General features: G+C 69.0%; 20 protein-coding genes and 2 pseudogenes. 17 read left to right on the top strand and 5 right to left on the bottom strand.

Annotated elements, in window-relative coordinates; translation table 11 throughout:
* Nucleotides 1-151 precede the first annotated feature (151 nt).
* The 4 genes from QA861_RS42490 to QA861_RS42475 all read left to right on the top strand — a co-directional run bounded on the left by QA861_RS42490 (nt 152) and on the right by QA861_RS42475 (nt 5,970).
* Nucleotides 152-3,271 (top strand): BTAD domain-containing putative transcriptional regulator, encoded by a 3,120-nt coding sequence (locus QA861_RS42490; protein WP_334594263.1) that lies wholly within the window; start codon nt 152-154, stop codon nt 3,269-3,271.
* A 10-nt stretch (nt 3,272-3,281) separates the two neighbouring features.
* Nucleotides 3,282-4,202 carry a prepilin peptidase gene (locus QA861_RS42485; RefSeq protein ID WP_334594261.1) on the top strand — a complete coding sequence of 307 codons (921 nt, stop codon included), beginning with the start codon at nt 3,282-3,284 and terminating at the stop codon, nt 4,200-4,202.
* A gap of 89 nt (nt 4,203-4,291) precedes the next feature.
* Nucleotides 4,292-5,485, top strand: coding sequence for a cyclic dehypoxanthinyl futalosine synthase (gene mqnC / locus QA861_RS42480; protein WP_319090500.1), 1,194 nt, complete (start codon nt 4,292-4,294; stop codon nt 5,483-5,485).
* A gap of 38 nt (nt 5,486-5,523) precedes the next feature.
* On the top strand, nt 5,524-5,970 hold the full coding sequence (locus QA861_RS42475; protein WP_334594259.1) for an imidazolonepropionase-like domain-containing protein: 447 nt from the start codon (nt 5,524-5,526) through the stop codon (nt 5,968-5,970).
* 105 nt (nt 5,971-6,075) lie between these two features.
* Here QA861_RS42475 and QA861_RS42470 read toward each other — a convergent pair.
* Nucleotides 6,076-6,404 (bottom strand): annotated as a pseudogene (locus tag QA861_RS42470) (glycoside hydrolase family 18 protein); the annotation flags it as partial.
* A 172-nt stretch (nt 6,405-6,576) separates the two neighbouring features.
* Here QA861_RS42470 and QA861_RS42465 point away from each other — a divergent pair.
* Nucleotides 6,577-7,272: a demethylmenaquinone methyltransferase gene (locus QA861_RS42465; protein WP_006380727.1), complete on the top strand. Its 696-nt coding sequence runs from the start codon at nt 6,577-6,579 to the stop codon at nt 7,270-7,272.
* An 84-nt stretch (nt 7,273-7,356) separates the two neighbouring features.
* Here QA861_RS42465 and QA861_RS42460 read toward each other — a convergent pair whose 3' ends face one another.
* The gene (locus QA861_RS42460) at nt 7,357-7,701 is read right to left on the bottom strand and encodes a PASTA domain-containing protein (RefSeq protein ID WP_334594258.1); all 345 of its coding nucleotides are present in this window, start codon (nt 7,699-7,701) and stop codon (nt 7,357-7,359) included.
* 100 nt (nt 7,702-7,801) lie between these two features.
* Entirely contained in the window at nt 7,802-8,308 is a 507-nt protein-coding gene (locus QA861_RS42455; RefSeq protein WP_334594257.1) for a GNAT family N-acetyltransferase, read from the bottom strand.
* A 99-nt stretch (nt 8,309-8,407) separates the two neighbouring features.
* On the opposite strand from QA861_RS42455, the gene QA861_RS42450 reads away from it, so the two are divergent.
* Nucleotides 8,408-9,691: a geranylgeranyl reductase family protein gene (locus QA861_RS42450; protein ID WP_334594255.1), complete on the top strand. Its 1,284-nt coding sequence runs from the start codon at nt 8,408-8,410 to the stop codon at nt 9,689-9,691.
* 70 nt (nt 9,692-9,761) lie between these two features.
* Here QA861_RS42450 and QA861_RS42445 read toward each other — a convergent pair.
* Together QA861_RS42445 and QA861_RS42440 are read right to left on the bottom strand one after the other, a co-directional pair.
* Nucleotides 9,762-10,001 (bottom strand): annotated as a pseudogene (locus QA861_RS42445) (peptide deformylase); the annotation flags it as partial.
* Between the two features lie 90 nt (nt 10,002-10,091).
* Nucleotides 10,092-10,946: a C40 family peptidase gene (locus QA861_RS42440; RefSeq protein ID WP_334594253.1), complete on the bottom strand. Its 855-nt coding sequence runs from the start codon at nt 10,944-10,946 to the stop codon at nt 10,092-10,094.
* 724 nt (nt 10,947-11,670) lie between these two features.
* Here QA861_RS42440 and QA861_RS42435 point away from each other — a divergent pair.
* The 11 genes from QA861_RS42435 to nuoK are packed head-to-tail and all read left to right on the top strand — an operon-like array spanning nt 11,671 to nt 22,468.
* Entirely contained in the window at nt 11,671-12,030 is a 360-nt protein-coding gene (locus QA861_RS42435) for an NADH-quinone oxidoreductase subunit A (RefSeq protein ID WP_005476348.1), read from the top strand.
* Between the two features lie 14 nt (nt 12,031-12,044).
* Nucleotides 12,045-12,599 carry a NuoB/complex I 20 kDa subunit family protein gene (locus QA861_RS42430; protein ID WP_006382209.1) on the top strand — a complete coding sequence of 185 codons (555 nt, stop codon included), beginning with the start codon at nt 12,045-12,047 and terminating at the stop codon, nt 12,597-12,599.
* Nucleotides 12,596-13,357 (top strand): NADH-quinone oxidoreductase subunit C, encoded by a 762-nt coding sequence (locus QA861_RS42425; RefSeq protein ID WP_334594250.1) that lies wholly within the window; start codon nt 12,596-12,598, stop codon nt 13,355-13,357. Before QA861_RS42430 ends, QA861_RS42425 begins: the two co-directional genes overlap by 4 nt.
* Nucleotides 13,354-14,676: an NADH-quinone oxidoreductase subunit D gene (locus tag QA861_RS42420; protein ID WP_006382218.1), complete on the top strand. Its 1,323-nt coding sequence runs from the start codon at nt 13,354-13,356 to the stop codon at nt 14,674-14,676. Before QA861_RS42425 ends, QA861_RS42420 begins: the two co-directional genes overlap by 4 nt.
* A 29-nt stretch (nt 14,677-14,705) precedes the next feature.
* A complete protein-coding gene (nuoE, locus tag QA861_RS42415) occupies nt 14,706-15,524 on the top strand; it encodes an NADH-quinone oxidoreductase subunit NuoE (RefSeq protein ID WP_334595026.1) in 819 nt (272 codons plus the stop codon).
* On the top strand, nt 15,521-16,870 hold the full coding sequence (gene nuoF, locus QA861_RS42410) for an NADH-quinone oxidoreductase subunit NuoF (RefSeq protein ID WP_334594249.1): 1,350 nt from the start codon (nt 15,521-15,523) through the stop codon (nt 16,868-16,870). The genes nuoE and nuoF overlap by 4 nt, the downstream gene beginning before the upstream one ends.
* Nucleotides 16,867-19,371, top strand: coding sequence for an NADH-quinone oxidoreductase subunit G (locus QA861_RS42405; protein WP_334594248.1), 2,505 nt, complete (start codon nt 16,867-16,869; stop codon nt 19,369-19,371). Before nuoF ends, QA861_RS42405 begins: the two co-directional genes overlap by 4 nt.
* Nucleotides 19,368-20,732 (top strand): NADH-quinone oxidoreductase subunit NuoH, encoded by a 1,365-nt coding sequence (gene nuoH, locus QA861_RS42400; RefSeq protein WP_334594247.1) that lies wholly within the window; start codon nt 19,368-19,370, stop codon nt 20,730-20,732. Before QA861_RS42405 ends, nuoH begins: the two co-directional genes overlap by 4 nt.
* Nucleotides 20,725-21,336, top strand: a complete 612-nt coding sequence (nuoI, locus tag QA861_RS42395) for an NADH-quinone oxidoreductase subunit NuoI (RefSeq protein ID WP_334594246.1) — start codon at nt 20,725-20,727, stop codon at nt 21,334-21,336. Before nuoH ends, nuoI begins: the two co-directional genes overlap by 8 nt.
* Nucleotides 21,333-22,172 (top strand): NADH-quinone oxidoreductase subunit J, encoded by an 840-nt coding sequence (locus QA861_RS42390; protein ID WP_334594245.1) that lies wholly within the window; start codon nt 21,333-21,335, stop codon nt 22,170-22,172. Before nuoI ends, QA861_RS42390 begins: the two co-directional genes overlap by 4 nt.
* Entirely contained in the window at nt 22,169-22,468 is a 300-nt protein-coding gene (gene nuoK / locus QA861_RS42385; protein WP_006382214.1) for an NADH-quinone oxidoreductase subunit NuoK, read from the top strand. The genes QA861_RS42390 and nuoK overlap by 4 nt, the downstream gene beginning before the upstream one ends.
* Nucleotides 22,469-22,482: the final 14 nt, after the last annotated feature.

The raw sequence follows: 22,482 nt of genomic DNA, 5'->3' as shown, positions 1-22,482 counted from the left end.
TGAGAAGTGTGTCGTGGCGGTTGCGAACGGTCCCTGTAACCATCGGCCCCTGTATCGACCGACCCCCGCGCCCGAAATAAGATCCCGATAGGCTCAGCGCACCCCCACATCTCGCTCCCACCCCACACGACACGAACCCAGGACACCCGCCATGCCGCGACGCAGCACTTCAAGCCGGACGGGAAGCCCCACGGGCAGCCGGACGGGAGGCTCGCCGGGTCCGGGGAACGCTCCGGGTCCGGGGAACGCTCCGAGGTCAGGGAGTTCGTCGACGCCGAGGAACCGGACTCCGCAGCCCCTGCCGAGGCGGCGCCGCAGCTTCGGTGACTTCGTCAAGGCGTTTCTCGCCTTCGTCGCCCTCCTCGGGCTGCTCGTCGGGGTGCCCTACACGCTCGCCGTGACCATCGGCTGGCCCTTCCCGGACGGGTCGCCCTCCCTGGACTGGCTCCAGGAAGAAATCACCGTCAAGACGTTCCAAGGCATCCTCGGCGTCATCGTGTGGATCGCGTGGGCCCAGTTCACCGCGTGCGTGCTCGTCGAGGTGAAGGCCGCGCTGTCCGGCGTCGGGATGCCGGGCCGCGTGCCCGGAGCCGGGCCGAGTCAGCTGCTCGCGCGGCAACTGGTCGCCGCGCTGCTGCTCGTGGGTGCCACGGCCGCCTCTCTCACGCCTGGGCTCTCGCAGCTCGGGCACAGCATGGAGGGGAACCAGCAGGGCACCGTCGCCTCCGCGCAGGCCACGCCCGGCGGTTCACTGAGCGGGATGTTCGCGCAGCAGCAGGAACAGGCGGCCAGTACCGCCGCCGCGCTCGGCCAACAGGCCGCCGACGCCGCAAGTCACGCGGAGGTCGGGGGACCGTCGGTCAAGGCCGAGGACACCAAGTACTACCGGATCCAGCCGCCCGAGGGCCGGCACCACGACTCCCTCTGGGAGATAGCGCAACGCCACCTCGGCGACGGCCGCCGGTACGGCGAGATCTACCAGCTCAACAAGGACCGCGTGCAGCCCGACGGTTCGCGGCTCTCCGAGGCCAGTCTGATCCGGCCCGGCTGGATCATGCAGATGCCCGGCGACGCCCGCGGCGGCGACCTCGTCGAGATGCCCAGCACCAACACCGGTACCGGAGTCACCGCTCCCGACGCCGGTTCCACCGTCACCCCGCAGGTCGCCCAGCAGATCAACCAGTACGCCCAGACCGGCGACCACGCTCAACCAGCCGGCGGCGGCCAGCAGGGCGGCACCGCCTCCCTCGACACCCACACCACCCGCATCAGCCTCGGCGGCCAGCGCCACGCGACCGGCGGATCCCAGGCCACGCCCGCCGTGACCCACGAGCAGCACGCGGCAGCGGAGACCGCGACCTCCGCCGAAACCGGCGCCGGTTTCTCCTTCGGTCTCCCCGAAGCCCTGGTCGGCGCCCCCCTTCTCGCCGCCGGTCTGCTCGGCGCCCTCGGTCGCCGGCGCCGGCAGGCACTGTGGCAGTCGGCCCTCGGCGCGGTCGGCGGGCGGCGCGGTATGGAGCCCCCCACGCCGACCGGTGCCGCCGCCGACGCCCAGGACGCGCTCCTCATCGGCGCCGACCCCGAAGGCGTACGCCTGCTGGACCGCTCACTGCGCGGCCTGGCCGCCTCCCTCGCCGGAGAGTCCCGTCCGCTCCCCACCGTCTACGCAGCCTGGCTCAGCAACGGTGACCTGCACCTCCAGCTCGCCCAGCCCGCCGGAAAGCCCCCGGCCCCGTGGCAGCTCGGTCAGGACCAAACCTTCTGGCTGCTGTCCCGCACCGACGCCGAGCGCTACGAGGATGTCGACACCGCCGCTCCCTACCCGGGCCTCGTCAGCCTCGGGACCATGGACGACTCGCGTCTGCTGCTCAACCTGGAGTCGGTGCCCGGCATCGTCTCCCTGAGCGGCAGCGAGTCCGACCGGGCCGCCGTATTCGCCTCCGTCGCCGCCGAGTTGGCCACCAACGGGTGGTCGGACCGCATGACCATCACCCTCGTCGGATTCGGCCAGGACCTCACCCCCCTCGCCCCCAACCGGCTGCGCCACCTCGACGACATCGAGGCCCTCGTCGAGGCGATGGAGGCCGAGACCCGGCAGCGGCGCGGCGCGCTCGGTGCCGCCGGTCACGACTCGGTCCTCACCGGCCGCACCGGGCCTGCCCAGCACACCCGTTGGGCCCCCCACCTCGTCCTCCTCGCCGCCGAACCCGCCGCCGACGACGCCGTCAAGCTCGCCGAACTCGCCGCCGACGCAAGCCGGTTGGGCATCGGATACCTCGTCGGAACCGACAGCGGCGATCTGCCGGGCGCAGCCTGGGAGATGGAGATCACCAGCGAGGGCAAGCTCCTCGCGCCCCTCCTCGGCCTCGAACTCGACGCCCAGGTACTGCCCGTCGCCCAACAGCGGGCGATCGTCGAGCTGTTCGTCGACGCCGACCCCGAACACGCCCCGGACGGACCGGCGCCGACACCCCCCTTCCTCGTCGACATCAGCGAGCAGGGGCGGCCGGCGGTGTACGCCCGACTCGTGGGCCCGTACGAGATCATCGGCCTCGACACACCGGACGGAGAGCGCAGCCCGCTCCAACACGAGGCGCTCGCACTGCTGTTGCTGCACCGCGAGGGTGTGCACCCGCGCGTACTGGCCTCGGCGCTCTGGCCGCGCGGTGTCACCGACGACGTACGCGAGGCGCTTCTCGACCGGCTGCGCGTCTGGCTCGGCAACGACCCCGACGGCACCCCGCGCCTCGCCACCGACGCCAACGGGCGGCTCACGCTCGCCAAGTCGGTCGTGTCCGACCTCGATGTGCTGCGTTCCCTCTACCACGAGGCCACGCAGGGCAAGGGCGTCGACAGCCGGGTCGTACGCGGCCGGCTGCTGACCGACGCGCTCGCGCTGGTGCGCGGGCCGCTGCTCGCCGACCGTGCCGAGGGCCGCTACGGCTGGCTCACGCACGAGATCATCGACGCCCAACTCCCGCTGCTGGTCGCGGACATCGGGCTCGCGCTCGCCGAGTTCCACCTGGTGAAGAACCGCGCCGAGCGGGCCATCGAGGCGCTCACCGCCGCACTCAACTCCGCCCCCGGCGACGAGCGGCTGTGGCACGAACTCCTGCGCGCCACCCACGCCACCGGCGACACCGACAAGCTTCAGCAGGTCGCCGCCGACCTGATCAGCCGCAGCGGTGCGCGCGGCCTGCCGCCCCGTACCGAGGCGCTCCTCGACGAGCTGCTGCCGACGTGGCGCGACGGCGCGGCGGCCGTGGGATGAGCGCTGTCGGATGAGCGTCGACCAGCTGATCGTGGTCGCCGCCGCCCTCTGGGGCGCGGCGGCCGGGACGCTCGTACCCCGCGCCGCCTACCGGTTCTCCGTCCCACCCGAGGAGACCTGGCGGGACCGCTGCCCGCAGGGTCACCCCCTGGGCGGCCGACTGGGCCTGGCGCGCTGCACGACCTGCGCCGGTACGGGCAGCGGCAAGGACCAGCAGGACGCCGGGCACCTCGCGCCGGGCGCGGCCGGCCCCTCGTACGACGGAAGCGAGAGCGAGAGCAGCGACGGAGCTATGAATGCTTCGTACGGAGTCACGAATGCTTCGTACGGAGTCACGAATGCTTCGTACGGAGTCACGAATGCTTCGTACGGAGCTACGAATGCTTCATACGGGCCCAGCACCCCCCTCCTCGCCCTCGCCACCGCGCTCGTGTGTGCCGCGCTAGCCGCCGCGACCGGTACCCGGCCCGAGCTCGGCGCCTGGCTGCTGCTCGCGCCCGTCGGGGTGCTGCTCGCGGTCGTGGACTTCCGGGTGCAGCGGCTGCCCGACCCGCTGACCCTGCCGCTGGCCGCCGCCGCCCTCGTCCTGCTGGGCGTCGCCGCGCTGCTGCCCGAGCACGCCGGCGACTGGCTCACCTCCTTGCTGGGCGGCCTGGTGCTCGGGGGCGCGTACTTCGTGCTCTTCCTCATCAGCCCGGGCGGCATGGGCTTCGGCGATGTGAAACTCGCCCTCGGGCTGGGGGCGATGCTCGGCTGGTACGGCTGGGGGAGTGTCGTGCTCGGCACCTTCGCCGGGTTCCTGTTCGGCGGCCTTTACGGTCTCGCCCTGGTCGTCGCGCGGCGCGCCGGGCGCAAGACGTCCATCCCGTTCGGCCCGTTCCTGATCGCGGGCGCGTTCGTCGGGCTGCTGATCGGGGCCTACGCGGCCTGACGTGAGGCGGGACGGGACGCTGACGTACGCTGGAACGGTCCGCCTCACGCCTGCCGAAGGGACGCCCGGTGACCGAGAACGCCGCCCCCATGTCGTTTGATGTCACAGCCGTCCTCGACCGTGCCGCGGCAGGCGAGCGGATCACCCCCGAAGAGGCGCTCCACCTCTACCGCGATGCCCCGCTGCACGCGCTCGGATCGGCCGCCGACACCGTACGCCGCCGCCGGTACGCGGGTACGGAGCACATCGCGACGTACATCATCGAGCGCAACATCAACTACACGAACGTGTGCGTCACGGCGTGCAAGTTCTGCGCCTTCTACGCCGCACCCAAGGACAAGGCCAAGGGCTGGACCCGCGATCTCGACGACATCCTGCGCCGGTGCGCGGAGACCGTCGAACTCGGCGGCACGCAGATCATGTTCCAGGGCGGCCACCACCCGGACTACGGCGTCGAGTACTACGAGAAGCACTTCGCCGCGATCAAGGCCGAGTTCCCGCAGCTCGTCATCCACAGCCTGGGGGCGAGCGAGGTCGAGCACATGGCCCGGATCTCGAAGGTCTCGGTCGAGGAGGCGATCACCCGGATCCACGACGCCGGCCTCGACTCCTTCGCCGGCGCCGGCGCGGAGCTGCTCCCCGCGCGCCCCCGCAAGGCCATCGCGCCCCTCAAGGAGTCCGGCGAACGCTGGCTGGAGATCATGGAGACCGCGCACGGGCTGGGCGTCGAGTCGACGTCCACCATGCTCATGGGCACCGGCGAGACCAACGCCGAGCGCATCGAGCACCTGCGGATGATCCGTGACGTACAGGACCGGACGGGCGGCTTCCGGGCCTTCATCCCGTACACCTACCAGGCCGAGAACAACCACCTCAAGGGCCGTACGCAGGCCACGATCTTCGAGTACCTGCGCATGATCGCCATCGCGCGTCTCTTCATGGACAACATCGCCCACATCCAGGGCTCGTGGCTCACCACGGGCAAGGAAGCCGGCCAACTGTCCCTGCACTACGGCGCGGACGACCTCGGCTCGATCATGCTGGAGGAGAACGTCGTCTCCAGCGCCGGTGCCAAGCACCGCTCCAACCGTATGGAGATCATCGACCTGATCCGCAAGGCGGGCCGCGTCCCCGCCCAGCGGGCCACGACGTACGAGCACATCGTCGTCCACGACGACCCGGCGAACGACCCGGTCGACGAGCGCGTCATGTCCCACATCTCGTCCACCGCGATCGAGGGCGGCACGGCCCACCCGGAGCTGAAGCTCCTCGCCAGCAACTGAGCGACCGACCGACTGGCAACCGACCAACTGGCTTTCCTGTGCTGACGATTCACGCCGCCGACGAGGTGCGTACCACCCCGGGTGCTGACCCGCTGAAGGACGGCGCCGTCGCGGTCGACGGCAACCGGGTCGCCGCCGTGGGTCCGCTCACCGAGGTGGCGGAGCGGTTCCCGGGGGCACGCATCCGGCGTTGGCCGGGCGTGCTGGGCCCGGGGCTCGTCCACGAGGGCCCGCTCCCGGACGCCCCGACCCCGCGAGAACGCGTGCACGCCGTGCTCAAGGGGGGCGCGGTGGCGGTACTGGCGGAGTACGCCACCTCACCGGACCTGCGATCAGCTGCCGCCCGTAACGACGTCGCCGTACTGACGCGGACACGGATCCCGACGATCGTCGACGGCGAACGAGCCGACCTTGCCGTTTTCGACGAGGACGGGGCGTGCATAGCGACGGTCTGCGCGGGTCGCCTGGTGCACAGACGCCGGTGAGGGTCGTCTTTCAGGGGCGCGGGGAAGTGCGCGAAAGCCCCCACGAACCCGCACCTGAAAGGCAAGCAACCCTCTTAACCTCACTCATCCCGAAAGCACCACCGCAAAAGCCCCCGCCTCCGAGAGCCCCAAGATGTCGGCAAGCTGGTCGTGCGTCGCCGCCGCTGATGTGAGCGCGTACTGGCCCATGTCGCCGGCGTACTCGCTGCTGTAGTTCATCGTCATGATGTTGACGGTGGACACCTGCAGGGAGGTGTTGTCGTGACGCTCAGGTCGGTGCGCTCCTTCTGCAGCAGGGCGATCGCCTTCGAACGCAGCTCGACGGACGCGCAGTCGGTGCGCGTGTCGCCCTCGACGTCGAAGTCGGCCTGGGTCGAACCGGCGGTGTCCAGGGCGGCTCCGTAGGCCTTGGCCAGCGCCGACGCGCTGTCGCATTCGCCGTCATGGGCCGAGACGGGCTCCTACGACCTCACGACATCCCGCTCGCGCAGGCGTTCTGAGTGGTTCATGCCGAGCGCGCCAGGTACGCCCGGGCCGCCCCGGCCAGTCCCGCCCCGCACCCGTGCCGCCGGGAGGACGTGGCGTACCTACTGCCACAATGGGCACGTGACCCGCGCATCCCTGAACAAGCAGCCGCACGAAGTCGCCTCGATGTTCGACGACGTGGCGGAACGGTACGACCTCACGAACGACGTGCTGTCGCTCGGCCAGGACCGTGTGTGGCGCAAGGAGGTCGCGAAGGCGGTCGACGCCCGCCCGGCGCAGAAGATCCTCGACCTGGCCGCCGGTACGGCCACGTCCTCCCTCCCCTTCGCCCGTACGGGCGCGTACGTCGTCCCCTGCGACTTCTCCCTCGGCATGCTCAGGGTCGGCAAGCGGAACAACCCCTGGCTGCCCTTCACGGCGGGCGACGCCACCAAGCTGCCGTTCAAGGACGACACCTTCGACGCGGTGACGATCTCCTTCGGGCTGCGCAACGTCCAGGACACCGGCGCGGCACTGCGGGAGCTGTACCGGGTCACGCGCCCCGGCGGGCGGGTCGTGATCTGCGAGTTCTCGCACCCGACCTGGGCGCCCTTCCGCACGGTGTACACGGAGTACCTGATGCGCGCCCTGCCCCCGGTCGCCCGCGCGGTCTCCTCGAACCCCGACGCGTACGTCTACCTCGCCGAATCCATCCGCGCCTGGCCCGACCAGCCGGCCCTGGCCGAACTGCTGCGCGACGCGGGCTGGTCGAAGACCGCCTGGCGCAACCTCACGGGCGGGGTAGTAGCCCTGCACCGCGGCTTCAAGCAGCCGTAGCCGTAGCGGCTGCAGCCGTAGCGGCTGTAGCTGAAATCCGTGTACGAGGCGTAGCCCGCGCCGCTGCTGAGCTCGCCCTCCCGGTCACCTGATCGCCTCGAACGCGTCACCGGGACGGTCGAGTTCGCGCTCCAGCCCGCCCCTGGGAGGCTTCGGCACCCGCGGCTCACGCACCCCCGCGCCTCCGCCGCCCTCCCCCTCCCCGAAGTCGAACCACACGGTGACGAAGGCACCGCGCGGTATCTCGACCCCCGGCGGCGGATACTGCCGTACGACGTAGTCGACGAGGGTGAGATGGAATTCGGGCCGGTCGGGCGCAGCGAGCAGCACGCCGTGAGCCCTCGCCCTCTCGCGCGCGTCCATGGCCATCAGGCCGACGAGCTTCGGCACGCGCACGTCGGATGTATTGGGTGTTGTGCGCACGGACATCACCCCCAGCGGTACGGGCAGGGTAACCCCGGCCGCGCACCGTCCGGAAGCAGTAAGTGATTTCCGACGCCAAATTACTACCCTCTGTAACTGTCGACGGTCACAGATCAAGCCGGTAGCAGTGCCCCTCCTGCTCCAGCGTCGGCGTCGTGAAGACGTCCGTGAGCCGCATACCCAGCCGTCGGGTGACCGCGATGGACCGCTCATTGCGGGACAGGACCATCGCGACCACGCTGGACACGCCTGCCGAGCGCACCCTGTCCAGCGTCAACCCGGCCGCCGCGGTCGCGTACCCCTGCCCCCAGTAGGCCCGTCCGAGCCGCCAGCCGATCTCGATCTCCCCCTTGGGGCCCCAGTCCTGCGGCCACGGCTGGGCGCCCGTGAAGCCGATGACCTGGTCCGACTCGTCGAGCATGGTCCACAGGCAGAACCCGTATTCGGCGTCGTGCCGGCGTTGGCGGGCGGTGAGTTCCTCGTAGACGGAGAGTTCCGCCGACCTGCCCCCGTGGAACTCCATGACATCGGGGTCGTCGAAGACCCGGTGCCACGCGAAGGCGTCCTCGTCGGTGGGAACACGGAGGCGTACTACGGGGAGCGCTCGGTTCACGGGGCAGCCCTTCAGCCGGGTGATCAGTACTGCTGAATAGACTGCCCATGTCCAGTGCCGGTCGGCACGCAGATTTGAGAGTCTTGGGGAGAACCCGTCGTGACCGAGCCCCTCTCCGAAAACACCGCCGATGTGATCGTCGTCGGGGCCGGACCAGCCGGTTCCACGACCGCGTACTACCTGGCGAAGGCCGGACTCGACGTACTGCTGCTGGAGAAGACCAGCTTCCCGCGCGAGAAGGTGTGCGGCGACGGCCTCACGCCGCGGGCGACCAAGCAGCTCGTCGCGATGGGCATCGACATCTCCGAGGAGGCCGGCTGGCTGCGGAACAAGGGCCTCCGCATCATCGGCGGCGGTGTCCGCCTCCAGCTCGACTGGCCGGAACTCGCCTCCTTCCCGGACTACGGCCTCGTCCGCAAGCGCGACGACTTCGACGAACAGCTCGCCCACCAGGCCCAGAAGGCGGGCGCCCGCCTGTACGAACGCTGCAACGTCGGCGCCCCGATCACCGACGACCGCACCGGCCGCATCACCGGCGTGCACGCGAAACTCGGTGAGGACAAGCGCGAGGTCACTTTCCACGCCCCGCTGGTGGTCGCGGCCGACGGCAACTCCACCCGCCTCTCCCTGGCGATGGGGCTGCACCGCCGCGAGGACCGCCCGATGGGCGTCGCGGTCCGTACGTACTTCACCTCTCCGCGCCACGAGGACGACTATCTGGAGTCCTGGCTGGAACTCTGGGACCGGCGAGGCGCCGAGGACCGCCTGCTCCCCGGCTACGGCTGGATCTTCGGCATGGGCGACGGCACGTCCAACGTCGGCCTCGGCGTGCTCAACACCTCGGACTCGTTCAAGGAACTGGACTGGCGCGAGGTGCTGAAGGCCTGGTGCGCGTCGATGCCGGAGGACTGGGGCTACACCCCCGACAACATGACCGGCCCGATCCGCGGCGCCGCTCTTCCCATGGCCTTCAACCGGCAGCCCCACTACACGAAGGGCCTGCTGCTCGTCGGCGACGCCGGCGGCCTGGTGAACCCCTTCAACGGCGAGGGCATCGCCTACGCCATGGAATCCGGCCAGATCGCCGCCGACGTCATCGTCCAGGCCCACGCGCGGGCCACACCGGCCCAGCGGGAGATCGCGCTCCAGCGCTACCCGCGCGTGCTCAAGGACACCTACGGCGGCTACTACACGCTGGGCCGCGCCTTCGTGAAGCTCATCGGCAACCCGAAGGTCATGAAGATCGCGGCCGAACGCGGACTGACCCACCCCTTGTTGATGAAGTTCACCCTGAAGATGCTGGCCAACCTGACCGACCCGACCGGGGGCGACGCGATGGACCGGATCATCAACGGCCTGAGCAAGGTGGCGCCGAAGGCGTGACCGCCAGAGGCTGTTGCCTGAGCTGAGGCCTTTCAGATGGTGAGAGGCCTTTCAGGAAGTGGGAGGCCTTTCAGGAAGTGAGGGCCTCCTGCTTGGCGGTCCGTCGCGCGAACACCGCCTCGCGACGGTCCGCCACCTGCCGCAGCGCGCCCCTGCGCTCCCGCTTGGAGAGCCGGTCCAGATACACGCGTCCGTTCACATGGTCTGTCTCGTGCTCCAGACGGCGCGCGAAGTACCCCGTCCCCTGGACCACCAGAGGCTTCCCGTCCTTGTCCAGCCCGCGCACGACGGCACGGTCCGGCCGGGCTACGTCCACACAGCCACCCCCCCTCAGGGGGCGGAGAAGGGTCGCTGCCCACCAGCGGCAACGACCCTCACCCGTGAATCCTCGACGGTCCGCTCAGAGAACGCGCACCGCACCCGACGCCGGGTATCCCGACAGGTCCTGCACCACTACGCCCTTGGACGGGTTGGCCGCGTCCAGGTACTGGCCGTTCCCCACGTACACCGCCACGTGGTAGGCGGAACCCTTCGCACCCCAGTAGAGGATGTCCCCGACCTCCAGGTTGGAGAGCGACACCTCCGTGCCCTGCATCGACTGGTCCTGCGAGACCCGGGGGAGGTCCACGCCGACCTGCTTGAACGCGGCCTGGACCAGGGAGGAGCAGTCCCACGCGTTGGGTCCCGTGGCGCCCATGACGTAGGCGTCGCCCAACTGCGCGTTGAGGAAGGCGATGACGGTCGCGACGCTGCCACTCGCGGGGGCGGCCACCTGCGACGTCTGGGAGCTTGAGCCGGAGTCCGAGGCGGCCAGGGTGGCGCGCTCGGCGGAACGGGAGACAGCGGCCTCCGCAGCGGCCTTCCGAGCGGCCTCCGCCTTCTCCTTGGCCTCCGCCTTCTGCTTCGCCTCCGCGAGGTCCTTACGGGCCTCCTGAGCGGCCTTGGAGGCCGCGGCGTCGCGCTCGGCCTGGAGCTCGTAGTTCGCGGCGGCCTGCTGCGTGGCGTCAGCGGACTCGGCGATCTGAGTGGCCAGGTCGGCCGTGAGGGTGGGCAGTTCGAGTGTCTGCGTCACAGGCTCGGCGGCGTTCGCCGCGCTGGACGCACCCGCCACTGCCAGGGTGCCGAGAACGCCACCGGCGACTCCGGCGCGCATCGCCAGAGACGAGTTGCCGGCACGCCGGGGCTTCCGGTGGGTTCGTATGTGAGCGGTAGCGGTGTGGGACATGGGTACTAGCGGTACCAGCGACTCCTCCATACCTTCAAGAAACGTGTGCTGCGCCACAGTTGTTCAATCGAGCCCCCAAATTCCCGGACTGTCACTCTTTATTGACGCCGTAACGGGCATTGCGGACACAGGCGATCATGCCTGTGATCATGCACTTTCATCGATACGCCCGAATTGCCCTCTGCTTACCATCGGTTGCGGTCCGTGGCCAACCCCCGATCTTCACAGGCCTTCACAGGTGTGGCACAGGTCACGGAACGGTCACCGGTCGGGGTGCGTCTCGCGGGGGAATCGTCGATCGCGGCCGCTCGTGAACGCGTGCACGCACGGACAGGCGTCCACATTCACGACTCCTTCGCCTCGCGGGTGTGAACGCGCTCCATTATCAAGCGCTCCCGTCCACCACCAATTTGCATGCAGAAGAAGTCTCTTGATATGGAGACGCCACCCCTGACCAGCGGTAACCGGGGAAAATGTCACCTCTGGTGATCACGTGGACGCTTCGCGTGCGAAGATCACCGCTCATCCGACTTCATGATCCTTCGTCAGGTGGTGGAGATCACAAAGGTTCGGCAATACCCCGTGTCGCAGATCACAGACCCCCGGGCATAGGATGCGGGGCAGTTGGGCTTGTGACCTGCTTCACATGTTCTCGATCTTCGCCGGGACGGGCGGGGTTCGCAGGGCGGACGGGGCGGGCGCCGGCCCCAAGCAATCGCCAGCAGTCAGTGCCGACTGAGAGGAGCGAGGAGCGGTGAACGCGTATGCGCCCATCCTCGTACTGGGAGCCCTCGGGGCAGGCTTTGCGATCTTCTCCGTGATCATGGCTTCGCTCATCGGCCCGAAGCGGTACAACCGGGCCAAACTCGAAGCTTATGAATGCGGGATCGAGCCGACACCCACGCCGGCCGGCGGTGGGCGGTTCCCCATCAAGTACTACCTGACGGCGATGCTCTTCATCGTCTTCGACATCGAGATCGTCTTCCTCTACCCCTGGGCCGTCACCTTCGACGCCCTGGGTGTTTTCGGGCTCGTGGAGATGTTGCTCTTCGTGCTCACCGTCTTTGTCGCGTACGCGTACGTATGGCGGCGCGGCGGCCTGGAATGGGACTGAGGGGCCTCTAAGACATGGGACTCGAAGAAAAACTGCCGAGCGGATTCCTGCTGACCACCGTCGAGCAGGCCGCGGGCTGGGTACGCAAGGCGTCCGTCTTCCCCGCCACGTTCGGACTCGCCTGCTGCGCCATCGAGATGATGACCACCGGCGCGGGCCGCTACGACCTGGCGCGCTTCGGCATGGAGGTCTTCCGCGGCTCACCCCGCCAGGCGGACCTGATGATCGTGGCCGGCCGGGTCAGCCAGAAGATGGCGCCGGTGCTGCGGCAGGTCTACGACCAGATGCCCAACCCCAAGTGGGTGATTTCCATGGGCGTCTGCGCCTCGTCGGGCGGCATGTTCAACAACTACGCCATCGTGCAGGGTGTCGACCACATCGTGCCGGTCGACATCTATCTGCCCGGTTGCCCGCCACGGCCCGAGATGCTGATCGACGCGATCCTCAAGCTCCACCAGAAGATCCAGAGCTCCAAGCTCGGTGTGAACGCGGAGGAAGCGGCCCGCGAGGCGGAGGAGGCCGCGCTCAAGGCACTCCCCACGATCGAGATGAAGGGGCTGCTGCGATGAGCGACGCGAACGGCACCGGAGCGGACAGGGCGGCCGAGGGGGTCAACCCCGAGAAGGACATCGCCGCATCCAATCTCCCCGGCCAGCGTGGCGACGGCGGCGAGGAGATCCGCGTCCAGCGCGGCATGTTCGGCGCCGACAACGGCGGCGACACCTCCGGTTACGGCGGCCTGGTCCGCTCCGTCCGGCTCCCGGGCGACTCGGCGAGGCCGTACGGCGGCTGGTTCGACGAGGTCGCCGACGAACTCGAAGGCGCCCTGGAGGAACAGGGGCTGGTCCCCGAGAACGTGATCGAGAAGACGGTCGTCGACCGTGACGAGCTGACGTTTCACGTCGAACGCGCGTACCTGCTCAGCGTCGCCCAGACTCTGCGCGACGACCCCGCCCTGCGCTTCGAGCTCTGCACGGGTGTGAGCGGAGTCCACTACCCGCACGACAAGGGCCGTGAGCTGCACGCCGTCTACCACCTGCGCTCGATCACCCACAACAGGCTGATCCGCCTCGAAGTCAGCGCCCCGGACAGTGACCCGCACGTCCCGTCCCTGGTCTCCGTCTATCCGACGAACGACTGGCACGAACGCGAGACGTACGACTTCTTCGGGCTCGTCTTCGACGGCCACCCGGCCCTCACGCGGATCATGATGCCGGACGACTGGCCGGGCCACCCGCAGCGCAAGGACTACCCCCTCGGCGGCATCCCCGTCGAGTACAAGGGCGCCCAGATCCCGGCTCCGGACCAGCGGAGGTCGTACTCATGAGCACGCAGCACGCAACTCCGCGCGACACCACCGAGGGCGCCGTGTACACGGTCACCGGTGGCGACTGGGACGAGGTCGTCCAGTCCGCGGCCCGTGCCGACGACGAGCGCATCGTCGTCAACATGGGCCCGCAGCACCCCTCCACCCACGGAGTGCTCCGCCTCATCCTGGAGATCGACGGAGAGACGGTCACCGAAGCCCGCTGCGGCATCGGCTATCTGCACACCGGCATCGAGAAGAACCTCGAGTTCCGCACGTGGACGCAGGGCACGACCTTCGTCACGCGCATGGACTACCTGACGTCCTTCTTCAACGAGACCGCCTACTGTCTCGCCGTCGAGAAGCTCCTCGGCATCGAGGACCAGATCCCCGACCGAGCCACCCTCATCCGCGTGCTCCTCATGGAGCTGAACCGGCTGTCCTCGCACCTCGTGTGCATCGCCACCGGCGGGATGGAACTCGGCGCCACCACGATCATGATCTACGGATTCCGTGATCGTGAAATGATTCTCGACATCTACGAGCTCATCACGGGCCTGCGGATGAACCACGCGTACATCCGCCCCGGCGGACTCGCCCAGGACCTGCCGCCCGGCGCGGTGGACCACATCCGCGAGTTCGTGAAGAAGATGAGGAAGAACCTCCCCGAGTACGACAAGCTCGCCACCGGGAACCCCATCTTCAAGGCCCGTATGCAGGATGTCGGTCACCTCGACCTGGCCGGCTGTATGGCCCTCGGCGCCACCGGCCCGATCCTGCGCTCCACCGGTCTCCCGCACGACCTGCGCAAGTCCCAGCCGTACTGCGGCTACGAGAACTTCGACTTCGACGTCCCCACCGCCGATTCCTGCGACTCCTACGGCCGCTTCCTGATCCGCCTGGAGGAGATGCGCCAGTCGCTCAGGATCGTCGAGCAGTGCCTGGACCGGCTGCAGCCCGGCCCGGTCATGGTCACCGACAAGAAGATCGCCTGGCCCGCCCAACTCGCCCTGGGACCGGACGGACTGGGCAACTCCCTGGACCACATCAAGAACATCATGGGCACCTCCATGGAGGCCCTGATCCACCACTTCAAGCTGGTGACCGAGGGTTTCCGCGTCCCCCCGGGACAGGCGTACGCGGCCGTCGAGTCGCCCAAGGGTGAACTCGGGGTGCACGCCGTCTCCGACGGAGGCACCCGCCCCTTCCGGGTCCACTTCCGGGACCCGTCCTTCACCAACCTGCAGGCCATGGCGGCGATGTGCGAGGGCGGCCAGGTCGCCGACGTCATCGTCGCCGTCGCGTCCATCGACCCCGTGATGGGAGGCGTCGACCGGTGACCACCACCCCCGAGGGCGTCAGCCTGGGCATGCCCCAACTGCCCGCGCCCGATTACCCGGACGACGTTCGAGCCCGGCTCGAAGCGGACTCCCGCGAGGTCATCGCCCGCTACCCGGACTCCCGGTCCGCCCTCCTGCCGTTGCTGCATCTCGTGCAGTCGGAGGAGGGTCATGTCACGCGCACCGGGATGCGGTTCTGCGCGGACATGCTGGGTCTGACCACGGCCGAGGTCACCGCGGTCGCCACCTTCTACTCCATGTACCGCCGGGGCCCCTCCGGCGACTACCAGGTGGGCGTCTGCACCAACACCCTGTGTGCGGTGCTGGGCGGCGACGCCATCTTCGAGACCCTCCAGGAGCACCTCGGTGTCGCCAACGGCGGGACGACCGAGGACGGCAAGGTCACGCTGGAGCACATCGAGTGCAACGCGGCCTGCGACTTCGCACCCGTCGTGATGGTCAACTGGGAGTTCTTCGACAACCAGACGCCGGCCAGCGCCAAGCGCCTCGTCGACGACCTGCGCGCGGGCGTGGAGGTCGAACCCACGCGCGGTGCCCCTCTGTGCACGTTCAAGGACACCGCCCGCATCCTGGCGGGTTTCCCCGACACCCGGGACGGGGCCGTCGAGGCGAGCGGCAGCGCGGGTCCCGCCTCGCTGATCGGGCTCCGGCTGGCCAAGGGCGAGAGCCCCGCGCGCGTGGTGCACCCAAGGGGCGGCTCCTCCAAGAGCGCGCAGCCGCACGACCCGTCGCCCGCCGAGCACCTCAGTTCGCACGACGCGCCGCAGGACACGGCGGCTTCCGACCCCTCCCACCCGGCGGGGCCCGTCACCGAGGAGGGGGAGTGATGACATTGGCACCCGAAATCAACGAGACCAGCCCCGAAAAGCTGCTCGCACCCGTGCTGTCGGCCTTCTGGGACGAGGACCGGTCCTGGAGTCTGGACGTCTACCGGAGGCACGAAGGGTACGAGGGACTCCGCAAGGCCCTCGCGATGACCCCGGACGACCTCATCGCGTACGTCAAGGAGTCCGGTCTGCGCGGTCGCGGCGGTGCGGGATTCCCTACGGGAATGAAATGGCAGTTCATTCCTCAGGGTGATGGAAAGCCACACTATCTAGTTGTCAACGCCGACGAATCGGAACCGGGAACCTGTAAGGACATCCCGCTCCTCTTCGCGAACCCGCATAGCCTCATCGAGGGCATTGTGATCGCGTGTTATGCCATCAGGTCTTCGCATGCCTTCATCTATCTGCGCGGTGAAGTGGTACCAGTGCTGCGGCGGTTGCACGAGGCCGTACGTGAGGCCTACGCGGCGGGCTACCTCGGCAAGGACGCACTCGGCAGCGGACTCGACCTCGAACTCACCGTGCACGCGGGCGCGGGCGCGTACATCTGTGGTGAAGAGACCGCACTGCTCGACTCGCTCGAAGGCCGCCGGGGTCAACCGCGGCTCCGTCCCCCCTTTCCTGCTGTCGCAGGGCTCTATGCATGCCCAACTGTTGTAAATAACGTCGAGTCGATCGCGTCAGTTCCCGCGATTCTGCAAAAGGGCAAAGAATGGTTCCGCTCGATGGGGAGCGAGAAGTCCCCGGGCTTCACGCTCTACTCGCTCAGCGGCCATGTCACCAATCCGGGCCAGTACGAGGCCCCGCTCGGCATCACGCTCCGCCAACTCCTCGACATGAGCGGCGGGATGCGCTCCGGCCACCGGTTGAAGTTCTGGACACCGGGCGGCTCCTCGACACCGATGTTCACCGACGAGCACCTCGACGTCCCTCTTGACTACGAAGGAGTGGGCGCCGCGGGTTCCATGCTCGGCACAAAAGCACTCCAGTGCTTCGACGAGACCACCTGTGTCGTCCGGGCGGTCACCCGCTGGACCGAGTTCTACGCCCACGAGTCCTGCGGCAAGTGCACGCCCTGCCGTGAAGGGACGTACTGGCTCGTGCAGTTGCTGCGCGACATCGAGGCCGGCAAGGGCGTCATGTCCGACCTCGACAAGCTGAACGACATCGCCGACAACATCAACGGCAAGTCCTTCTGCGCCCTCGGCGACGGCGCGGCCTCGCCGATCTTCTCGTCCCTCAAGTACTTCCGCGAGGAGTACGAGGACCACATCACGGGCCGGGGCTGCCCCTTCGACCCGGCCAAGTCCACGGCCTGGGCCGACCGCACGGAGGTGAACGCATGACGGTGACCACGAGCGCTCCCTCCGGAGGGGGCGACGCGGCGGTCCCGCCGGAAGATCTCGTCTCGCTGAAGATCGACGGCATCGACATCAGCGTGCCCAAGGGCACCCTGGTGATCCGCGCCGCCGAACAACTCGGCATCGAGATCCCGCGCTTCTGCGACCACCCCCTCCTCGACCCGGTCGGCGCCTGCCGCCAGTGCATCGTCGAGGTCGAGGGCCAGCGCAAGCCCATGGCGTCCTGCACGATCACCTGTACGGACGGGATGGTCGTCAAGACTCACCTCACCTCACCCGTGGCCGAAAAGGCCCAGCACGGGGTGATGGAGCTGCTCCTCATCAACCACCCGCTCGACTGCCCCGTCTGTGACAAGGGCGGCGAGTGCCCCCTGCAGAACCAGGCCATGTCGCACGGCCAGGCGGAGTCCCGCTTCGAGGGCAAGAAGCGGACCTACGAGAAGCCCGTGCCGATCTCCACGCAGGTGCTGCTCGACCGCGAGCGGTGCGTGCTGTGCGCCCGCTGCACCCGCTTCTCCAACCAGATCGCCGGCGACCCGATGATCGAACTGATCGAGCGCGGCGCCCTCCAGCAGGTCGGCACCGGCGAGGGCGACCCCTTCGAGTCGTACTTCTCCGGGAACACGATCCAGATCTGCCCGGTCGGTGCGCTGACCTCGGCGGCGTATCGCTTCCGCTCCCGCCCCTTCGACCTCGTCTCCTCGCCCTCGGTGTGCGAGCACTGCTCCGGCGGCTGCGCCACCCGCACCGACCACCGGCGCGGCAAGGTCATGCGGCGCCTGGCCGCCCCCGACGCCGAGGTCAACGAGGAGTGGCTCTGCGACAAGGGGCGCTTCGGCTTCCGGTACGCGCAGAAGCCGGACCGGCTCCAGACGCCTCTGGTACGCAACGCCGACGGCGTCCTGGAGCCCGCCTCCTGGCCCGAGGCGCTGGAAGCGGCGGCACAGGGACTCCTCGCGGCCCGCAGCCGTACGGGCGTCCTCACCGGCGGCCGGCTCACTGTCGAGGACGCCTACGCGTACAGCAAGTTCGCGCGCGTGGCCCTCGACACCAACGACATCGACTTCCGCGCGCGCGTGCACAGCGCCGAGGAGGCCGACTTCCTGGCCGCCCGGGTCGGCGGCCGCGGACGTGACCTCGACGGTACGGGTGTCACGTACGCCTCCCTCGAGAAGGCGCCCGCGGTCCTGCTGGTCGGGTTCGAGTCCGAGGAGGAGGCACCCGGTGTCTTCCTGCGGCTGCGCAAGGCCTGGCGGGGACACGGACAGAAGGTCTTCTCCCTCGCCACGCACATGACGCGCGGTCTGGAGAAGGCCGGCGGCACGCTGCTGCCCGCCGCCCCCGGCACCGAGACCGAGTGGCTGGACGCGCTCGGCAGCGGGTTCGGGCTGGAGGACAGCGGGACGAAGGCCGCCGAGGCCCTGCGCACCGAGGGCGCCGTGATCGTCGTCGGTGAACGGCTGGCCGCAGTTGCGGGCGGGCTCACCGCCGCCGTACGGGCGGCTTCCACGACTGGCGCCCAGCTGGTCTGGATCCCGCGCAGGGCCGGGGAGCGCGGCGCCGTCGAGGCCGGTGCGCTGCCGTCGCTGCTGCCGGGTGGACGTCCGGCGACCGACCCGCGCGCGCGGGACGAGGTCGCCGTCGCATGGGGCGTCGGCGAACTTCCGCACCGCTTCGGCCGCGACACCGGTCAGATCGTCGAGGCCGCCGCCGGAGGCGAGTTGCGGGCCCTGGTGGTCGCCGGCGTAGAGGTAGCCGATCTGCCGGATCCGGCACGCGCGCGTACGGCCCTTCACGAAGTGGGCTTCCTGGTGTCGCTGGAACTGCGGCCCAGCGAGGTCACCGAGCACGCGGACGTCGTACTCCCGGTCGCCGCGGTCGCCGAGAAGGCGGGCACCTTCCTCAACTGGGAGGGCCGGGGCCGCCCCTTCGAGGCCGCGCTCAAGCCCGACCAGATGACCCGGCGCCTGGCGCCGTCCGACGCCCGCGTGCTCCAGATGCTGGCCGACGCCATGGACGTACACCTGGGCCTGCCGGACCTGCGCACCGCGCGACTGGAACTGGACCGGCTCGGGGTCTGGGACGGGACGCGGGCCACCAACCCCCTGGAGATCGGCGCCCAGTTGCCGCGTCCGGCCGCCGGGGAAGCAGTGCTCGCCGGGCACCGCCTGCTGCTCGACCAGGGGCGCCTCCAGGAGGGCGACGACGCGCTCGCCGGGACGCGGCACGCCGCACGCGCGCGCGTGTCGGCCGCCACGGCCGCCGAAGCGGGGGTCAAGGACGGCGATCTGCTCGCCGTGACCGGCACCGCCGGGACGGTCGAACTCCCCCTCATGGTCACCGAGATGCCCGACCGCGTGGTCTGGCTGCCGCTGAACTCCACCGGAGGCGGCGTCGCCTCCGACACCGGGGCGCTGCCCGGCGCACTCGTCCGCATCGGCCCGGCGACCCTCGCCTCCGACGCTCCCAAGGAGGTGGAGGCATGAGCCCGTACCTCGCCGCTGAAGACCTCTCCATGTTCGGCACCGACCCCTGGTGGCTGGTCGTCGTCAAGGCGGTCTTCTGCTTCGCCTTCCTGATGATCACCGTGCTGTTCTCCATCGTGTGGGAACGCAAGGTCGTCGCCTGGATGCAGCTGCGCGTCGGCCCCAACCGGCACGGCCCCTGGGGGATGCTCCAGTCGCTCGCCGACGGCGTCAAACTGATGCTCAAGGAAGACCTGATCGTCAAGCGCGCGGACAAGGTGGTCTACATCCTCGCGCCGGTCATCGCGGCCATCCCGGCCTTCATGGCGATCGCGGTCATCCCCTTCGGACCGGCCGGCAACGAGGTCTCGATCTTCGGCACCCGTACGACGATGCAGCTCACCGACCTGCCGATCGCGATGCTCTACATCCTCGCGGTCGCGTCGGTCGGCATCTACGGCATCGTGCTCGCGGGCTGGAGTTCCGGATCCACCTACCCCCTGCTGGGCGGTCTGCGGTCCTGCGCCCAGATGATCTCGTACGAGATCGCGATGGGCGCCGCGTTCGCCTCGGTGTTCCTCTACTCCGGGTCGATGTCGACCTCGACCATCGTCGAACAGCAGCACGACCGCTGGTACGTCGTCCTGTTGCCGGTGTCCTTCCTCATCTACATCGTGACGATGATCGGCGAGACCAACCGCGCCCCCTTCGACATGCCGGAGTCCGAGGGCGACCTGGTCGGCGGCTTCAACACCGAGTACTCGTCCATCAAGTTCGCGCTGTTCATGCTCGCCGAGTACGTCAACATGGTGACCGTCTCGGCCGTGTCGGTGACGCTCTTCCTGGGCGGCTGGCGGGCTCCCTGGCCCATCAGCACCTTCTGGGAGGGCGCCAACCACGGCTGGTGGCCGATGCTGTGGTTCGTCATCAAGGTGCAGCTGCTGCTGTTCTTCTTCATCTGGCTGCGCGGCACGCTCCCGCGGGTCCGCTACGACCAGCTGATGAAGCTCGGCTGGAAGGTCCTCATCCCGGTCTCGCTGGTCTGGCTGATGCTGGTCGCGACCGTACGGACCCTGCGCAACGAGAACTACGACTTCGCCGACATCGCCCTCTACGTGGGCGGCGGCGTCCTCGCCCTGCTCCTGCTCTCCTTCGTGGCCGACATCTTCCGCGACAGGGGCAAGGCGCAGCAGACGGCCGCCGCCGAGCCTGTCGCCTTCGACCCGATGGCGGGCGGATTCCCCGTACCGCCACTGCCGGGACAGGAGGCGCCGCCGGTGCCGCGCAGGCGTCCGCGCCGTGAGCGCGAGTTGATTGTCAGTGGTGGACCGGATACTGGCAGTGACGGAACTCTAGATGGAAAGGAGGCGTCCGATGGCTGAGGAGCCAAAGGAGACCGGGCAGACGAAACCTGGTTTCCAGAACCCCGTGGCCGGCTTCGGCGTGACCTTCAAGGCCATGTTCAAGAAGCGGCTGACCGAGCAGTACCCCGAGCAGGAGAAGACCACCGCTCCCCGGTTCCATGGACGGCACCAGCTCAACCGCCATCCGGACGGCCTGGAGAAGTGCGTCGGCTGCGAACTGTGCGCGTGGGCCTGCCCCGCGGACGCCATCTATGTGGAGGGCGCCGACAACACCGACGAGGAGCGCTACTCGCCGGGCGAGCGGTACGGCGCGGTCTACCAGATCAACTACGCCCGCTGCATCCTGTGCGGGCTGTGCATCGAGGCGTGCCCCACGCGCGCGTTGACGATGACGAACGAGTTCGAGCTGGCCGACAGCAGCCGCGCCAACCTCATCTACACCAAGGAACAGCTGCTCGCCGGACTCGACGAGGGCATGGTCGAATCGCCCCACTCGATCTTCCCGGGCACCGACGAACAGGACTACTACCGGGGACTGGTCACCGAGGCCGCCCCCGGCACGGTGCGCCAAGTCGCCGTCTCCAAGGGTGAGAAGGCAGAAGAAGAGGGGGTGGGCGCATGAGCGCGCTCGCCGCCTACTCCACCTCCACGGGTGAGGCGTTCCAGTTCTGGGTGCTCGGCACCGTCGCGGTGGCCGGAGCCCTGTGCACCGTCTTCATGAAGAGGGCTGTGCACAGCGCGCTCTGTCTCGCCGGAACCATGATCATCCTGGCGGTGTTCTACCTGGCCAACGGCGCCTACTTCCTGGGCGTCGTCCAGATCGTCGTCTACACCGGCGCGATCATGATGCTGTTCCTCTTCGTGGTCATGCTCGTCGGTGTCACCGCCGCGGACTCCCTCAAGGAGACCATCAAGGGTCAGCGCTGGCTGGCCCTGGTGTGCGGGCTCGGCTTCGGCATCCTGCTGGTCGCGGGCGTCGGAAACGCCTCCCTGAAGGAGTTCACCGGTCTCGGTCAGGCCAACGCGAACGGCAACGTGGAGGGCCTGGCCGCCCTCATCTTCACGAAGTACGTGTTCGCCTTCGAGATCACCGGCGCCCTGCTGATCACGGCCGCCGTCGGCGCCATGGTGCTCACGCACCGCGAGCGCACCGAGCGCGCCAAGACCCAGCGCGAGATGGCCGAACAGCGGGTGCGGGACGGCAAGCACCTGCCGCCGCTGCCCGCCCCCGGTGTGTATGCCCGGCACAACGCGGTGGATGTCGCGGGCCTGCTGCCCGACGGCACCCCGGCCGAGCTGTCGGTCATGCAGACGCTGCGTCAGCGCGGCCAGATCCGCGATGTGTCCGCCGAGGCCATCAACGACCTCAAGGCCCTGGAACAGCGCGCCGAGGACCGTCTGGAGCGCACCAACATCGGCTCGAACGGTCGCTCGAACAGTGGGGAGGCGTCCAAGTGAACCCGGTCAACTACCTCTATCTCGCCGCCCTGTTGTTCACGATCGGCGCCACCGGCGTCCTGATCAGGCGCAACGCGATCGTCGTCTTCATGTGCGTCGAGCTGATGCTCAACGCCTGCAACCTCGCGTTCGTCACCTTCTCCCGGATGCACGGCAATCTCGACGGCCAGGTCATCGCCTTCTTCACGATGGTCGTCGCCGCCGCGGAGGTCGTCGTCGGGCTCGCGATCATCGTGTCGCTGTTCCGTTCCCGCCACTCGGCCTCGGTCGACGACGCCAGCCTGATGAAGCTGTAAGGGGTCGCTGAATC

Source organism: Streptomyces sp. B21-083 (assembly GCF_036898825.1).
Taxonomy (GTDB): domain Bacteria; phylum Actinomycetota; class Actinomycetes; order Streptomycetales; family Streptomycetaceae; genus Streptomyces.
Note: the sequence above shows the minus strand (reverse complement) of the source record. Positions and strands in the feature narration are given on the sequence as shown.

What these genes read in the sequence shown, in the direction of transcription:
- QA861_RS42490 (WP_334594263.1), top strand. Translation starts at nt 152, where the DNA reads ATGCCGCGACGCAGCACTTCAAGCCGGACGGGAAGCCCCACGGGCAGC.
- QA861_RS42485 (WP_334594261.1), top strand. Translation starts at nt 3,282, where the DNA reads ATGAGCGTCGACCAGCTGATCGTGGTCGCCGCCGCCCTCTGGGGCGCG.
- mqnC (WP_319090500.1), top strand. Translation starts at nt 4,292, where the DNA reads ATGTCGTTTGATGTCACAGCCGTCCTCGACCGTGCCGCGGCAGGCGAG.
- QA861_RS42460 (WP_334594258.1), bottom strand. Translation starts at nt 7,701, where the DNA reads ATGTCCGTGCGCACAACACCCAATACATCCGACGTGCGCGTGCCGAAG.
- QA861_RS42440 (WP_334594253.1), bottom strand. Translation starts at nt 10,946, where the DNA reads ATGGAGGAGTCGCTGGTACCGCTAGTACCCATGTCCCACACCGCTACC.
- QA861_RS42430 (WP_006382209.1), top strand. Translation starts at nt 12,045, where the DNA reads ATGGGACTCGAAGAAAAACTGCCGAGCGGATTCCTGCTGACCACCGTC.
- QA861_RS42425 (WP_334594250.1), top strand. Translation starts at nt 12,596, where the DNA reads ATGAGCGACGCGAACGGCACCGGAGCGGACAGGGCGGCCGAGGGGGTC.
- QA861_RS42420 (WP_006382218.1), top strand. Translation starts at nt 13,354, where the DNA reads ATGAGCACGCAGCACGCAACTCCGCGCGACACCACCGAGGGCGCCGTG.
- nuoE (WP_334595026.1), top strand. Translation starts at nt 14,706, where the DNA reads ATGCCCCAACTGCCCGCGCCCGATTACCCGGACGACGTTCGAGCCCGG.
- QA861_RS42405 (WP_334594248.1), top strand. Translation starts at nt 16,867, where the DNA reads ATGACGGTGACCACGAGCGCTCCCTCCGGAGGGGGCGACGCGGCGGTC.
- nuoH (WP_334594247.1), top strand. Translation starts at nt 19,368, where the DNA reads ATGAGCCCGTACCTCGCCGCTGAAGACCTCTCCATGTTCGGCACCGAC.
- nuoI (WP_334594246.1), top strand. Translation starts at nt 20,725, where the DNA reads ATGGCTGAGGAGCCAAAGGAGACCGGGCAGACGAAACCTGGTTTCCAG.
- QA861_RS42390 (WP_334594245.1), top strand. Translation starts at nt 21,333, where the DNA reads ATGAGCGCGCTCGCCGCCTACTCCACCTCCACGGGTGAGGCGTTCCAG.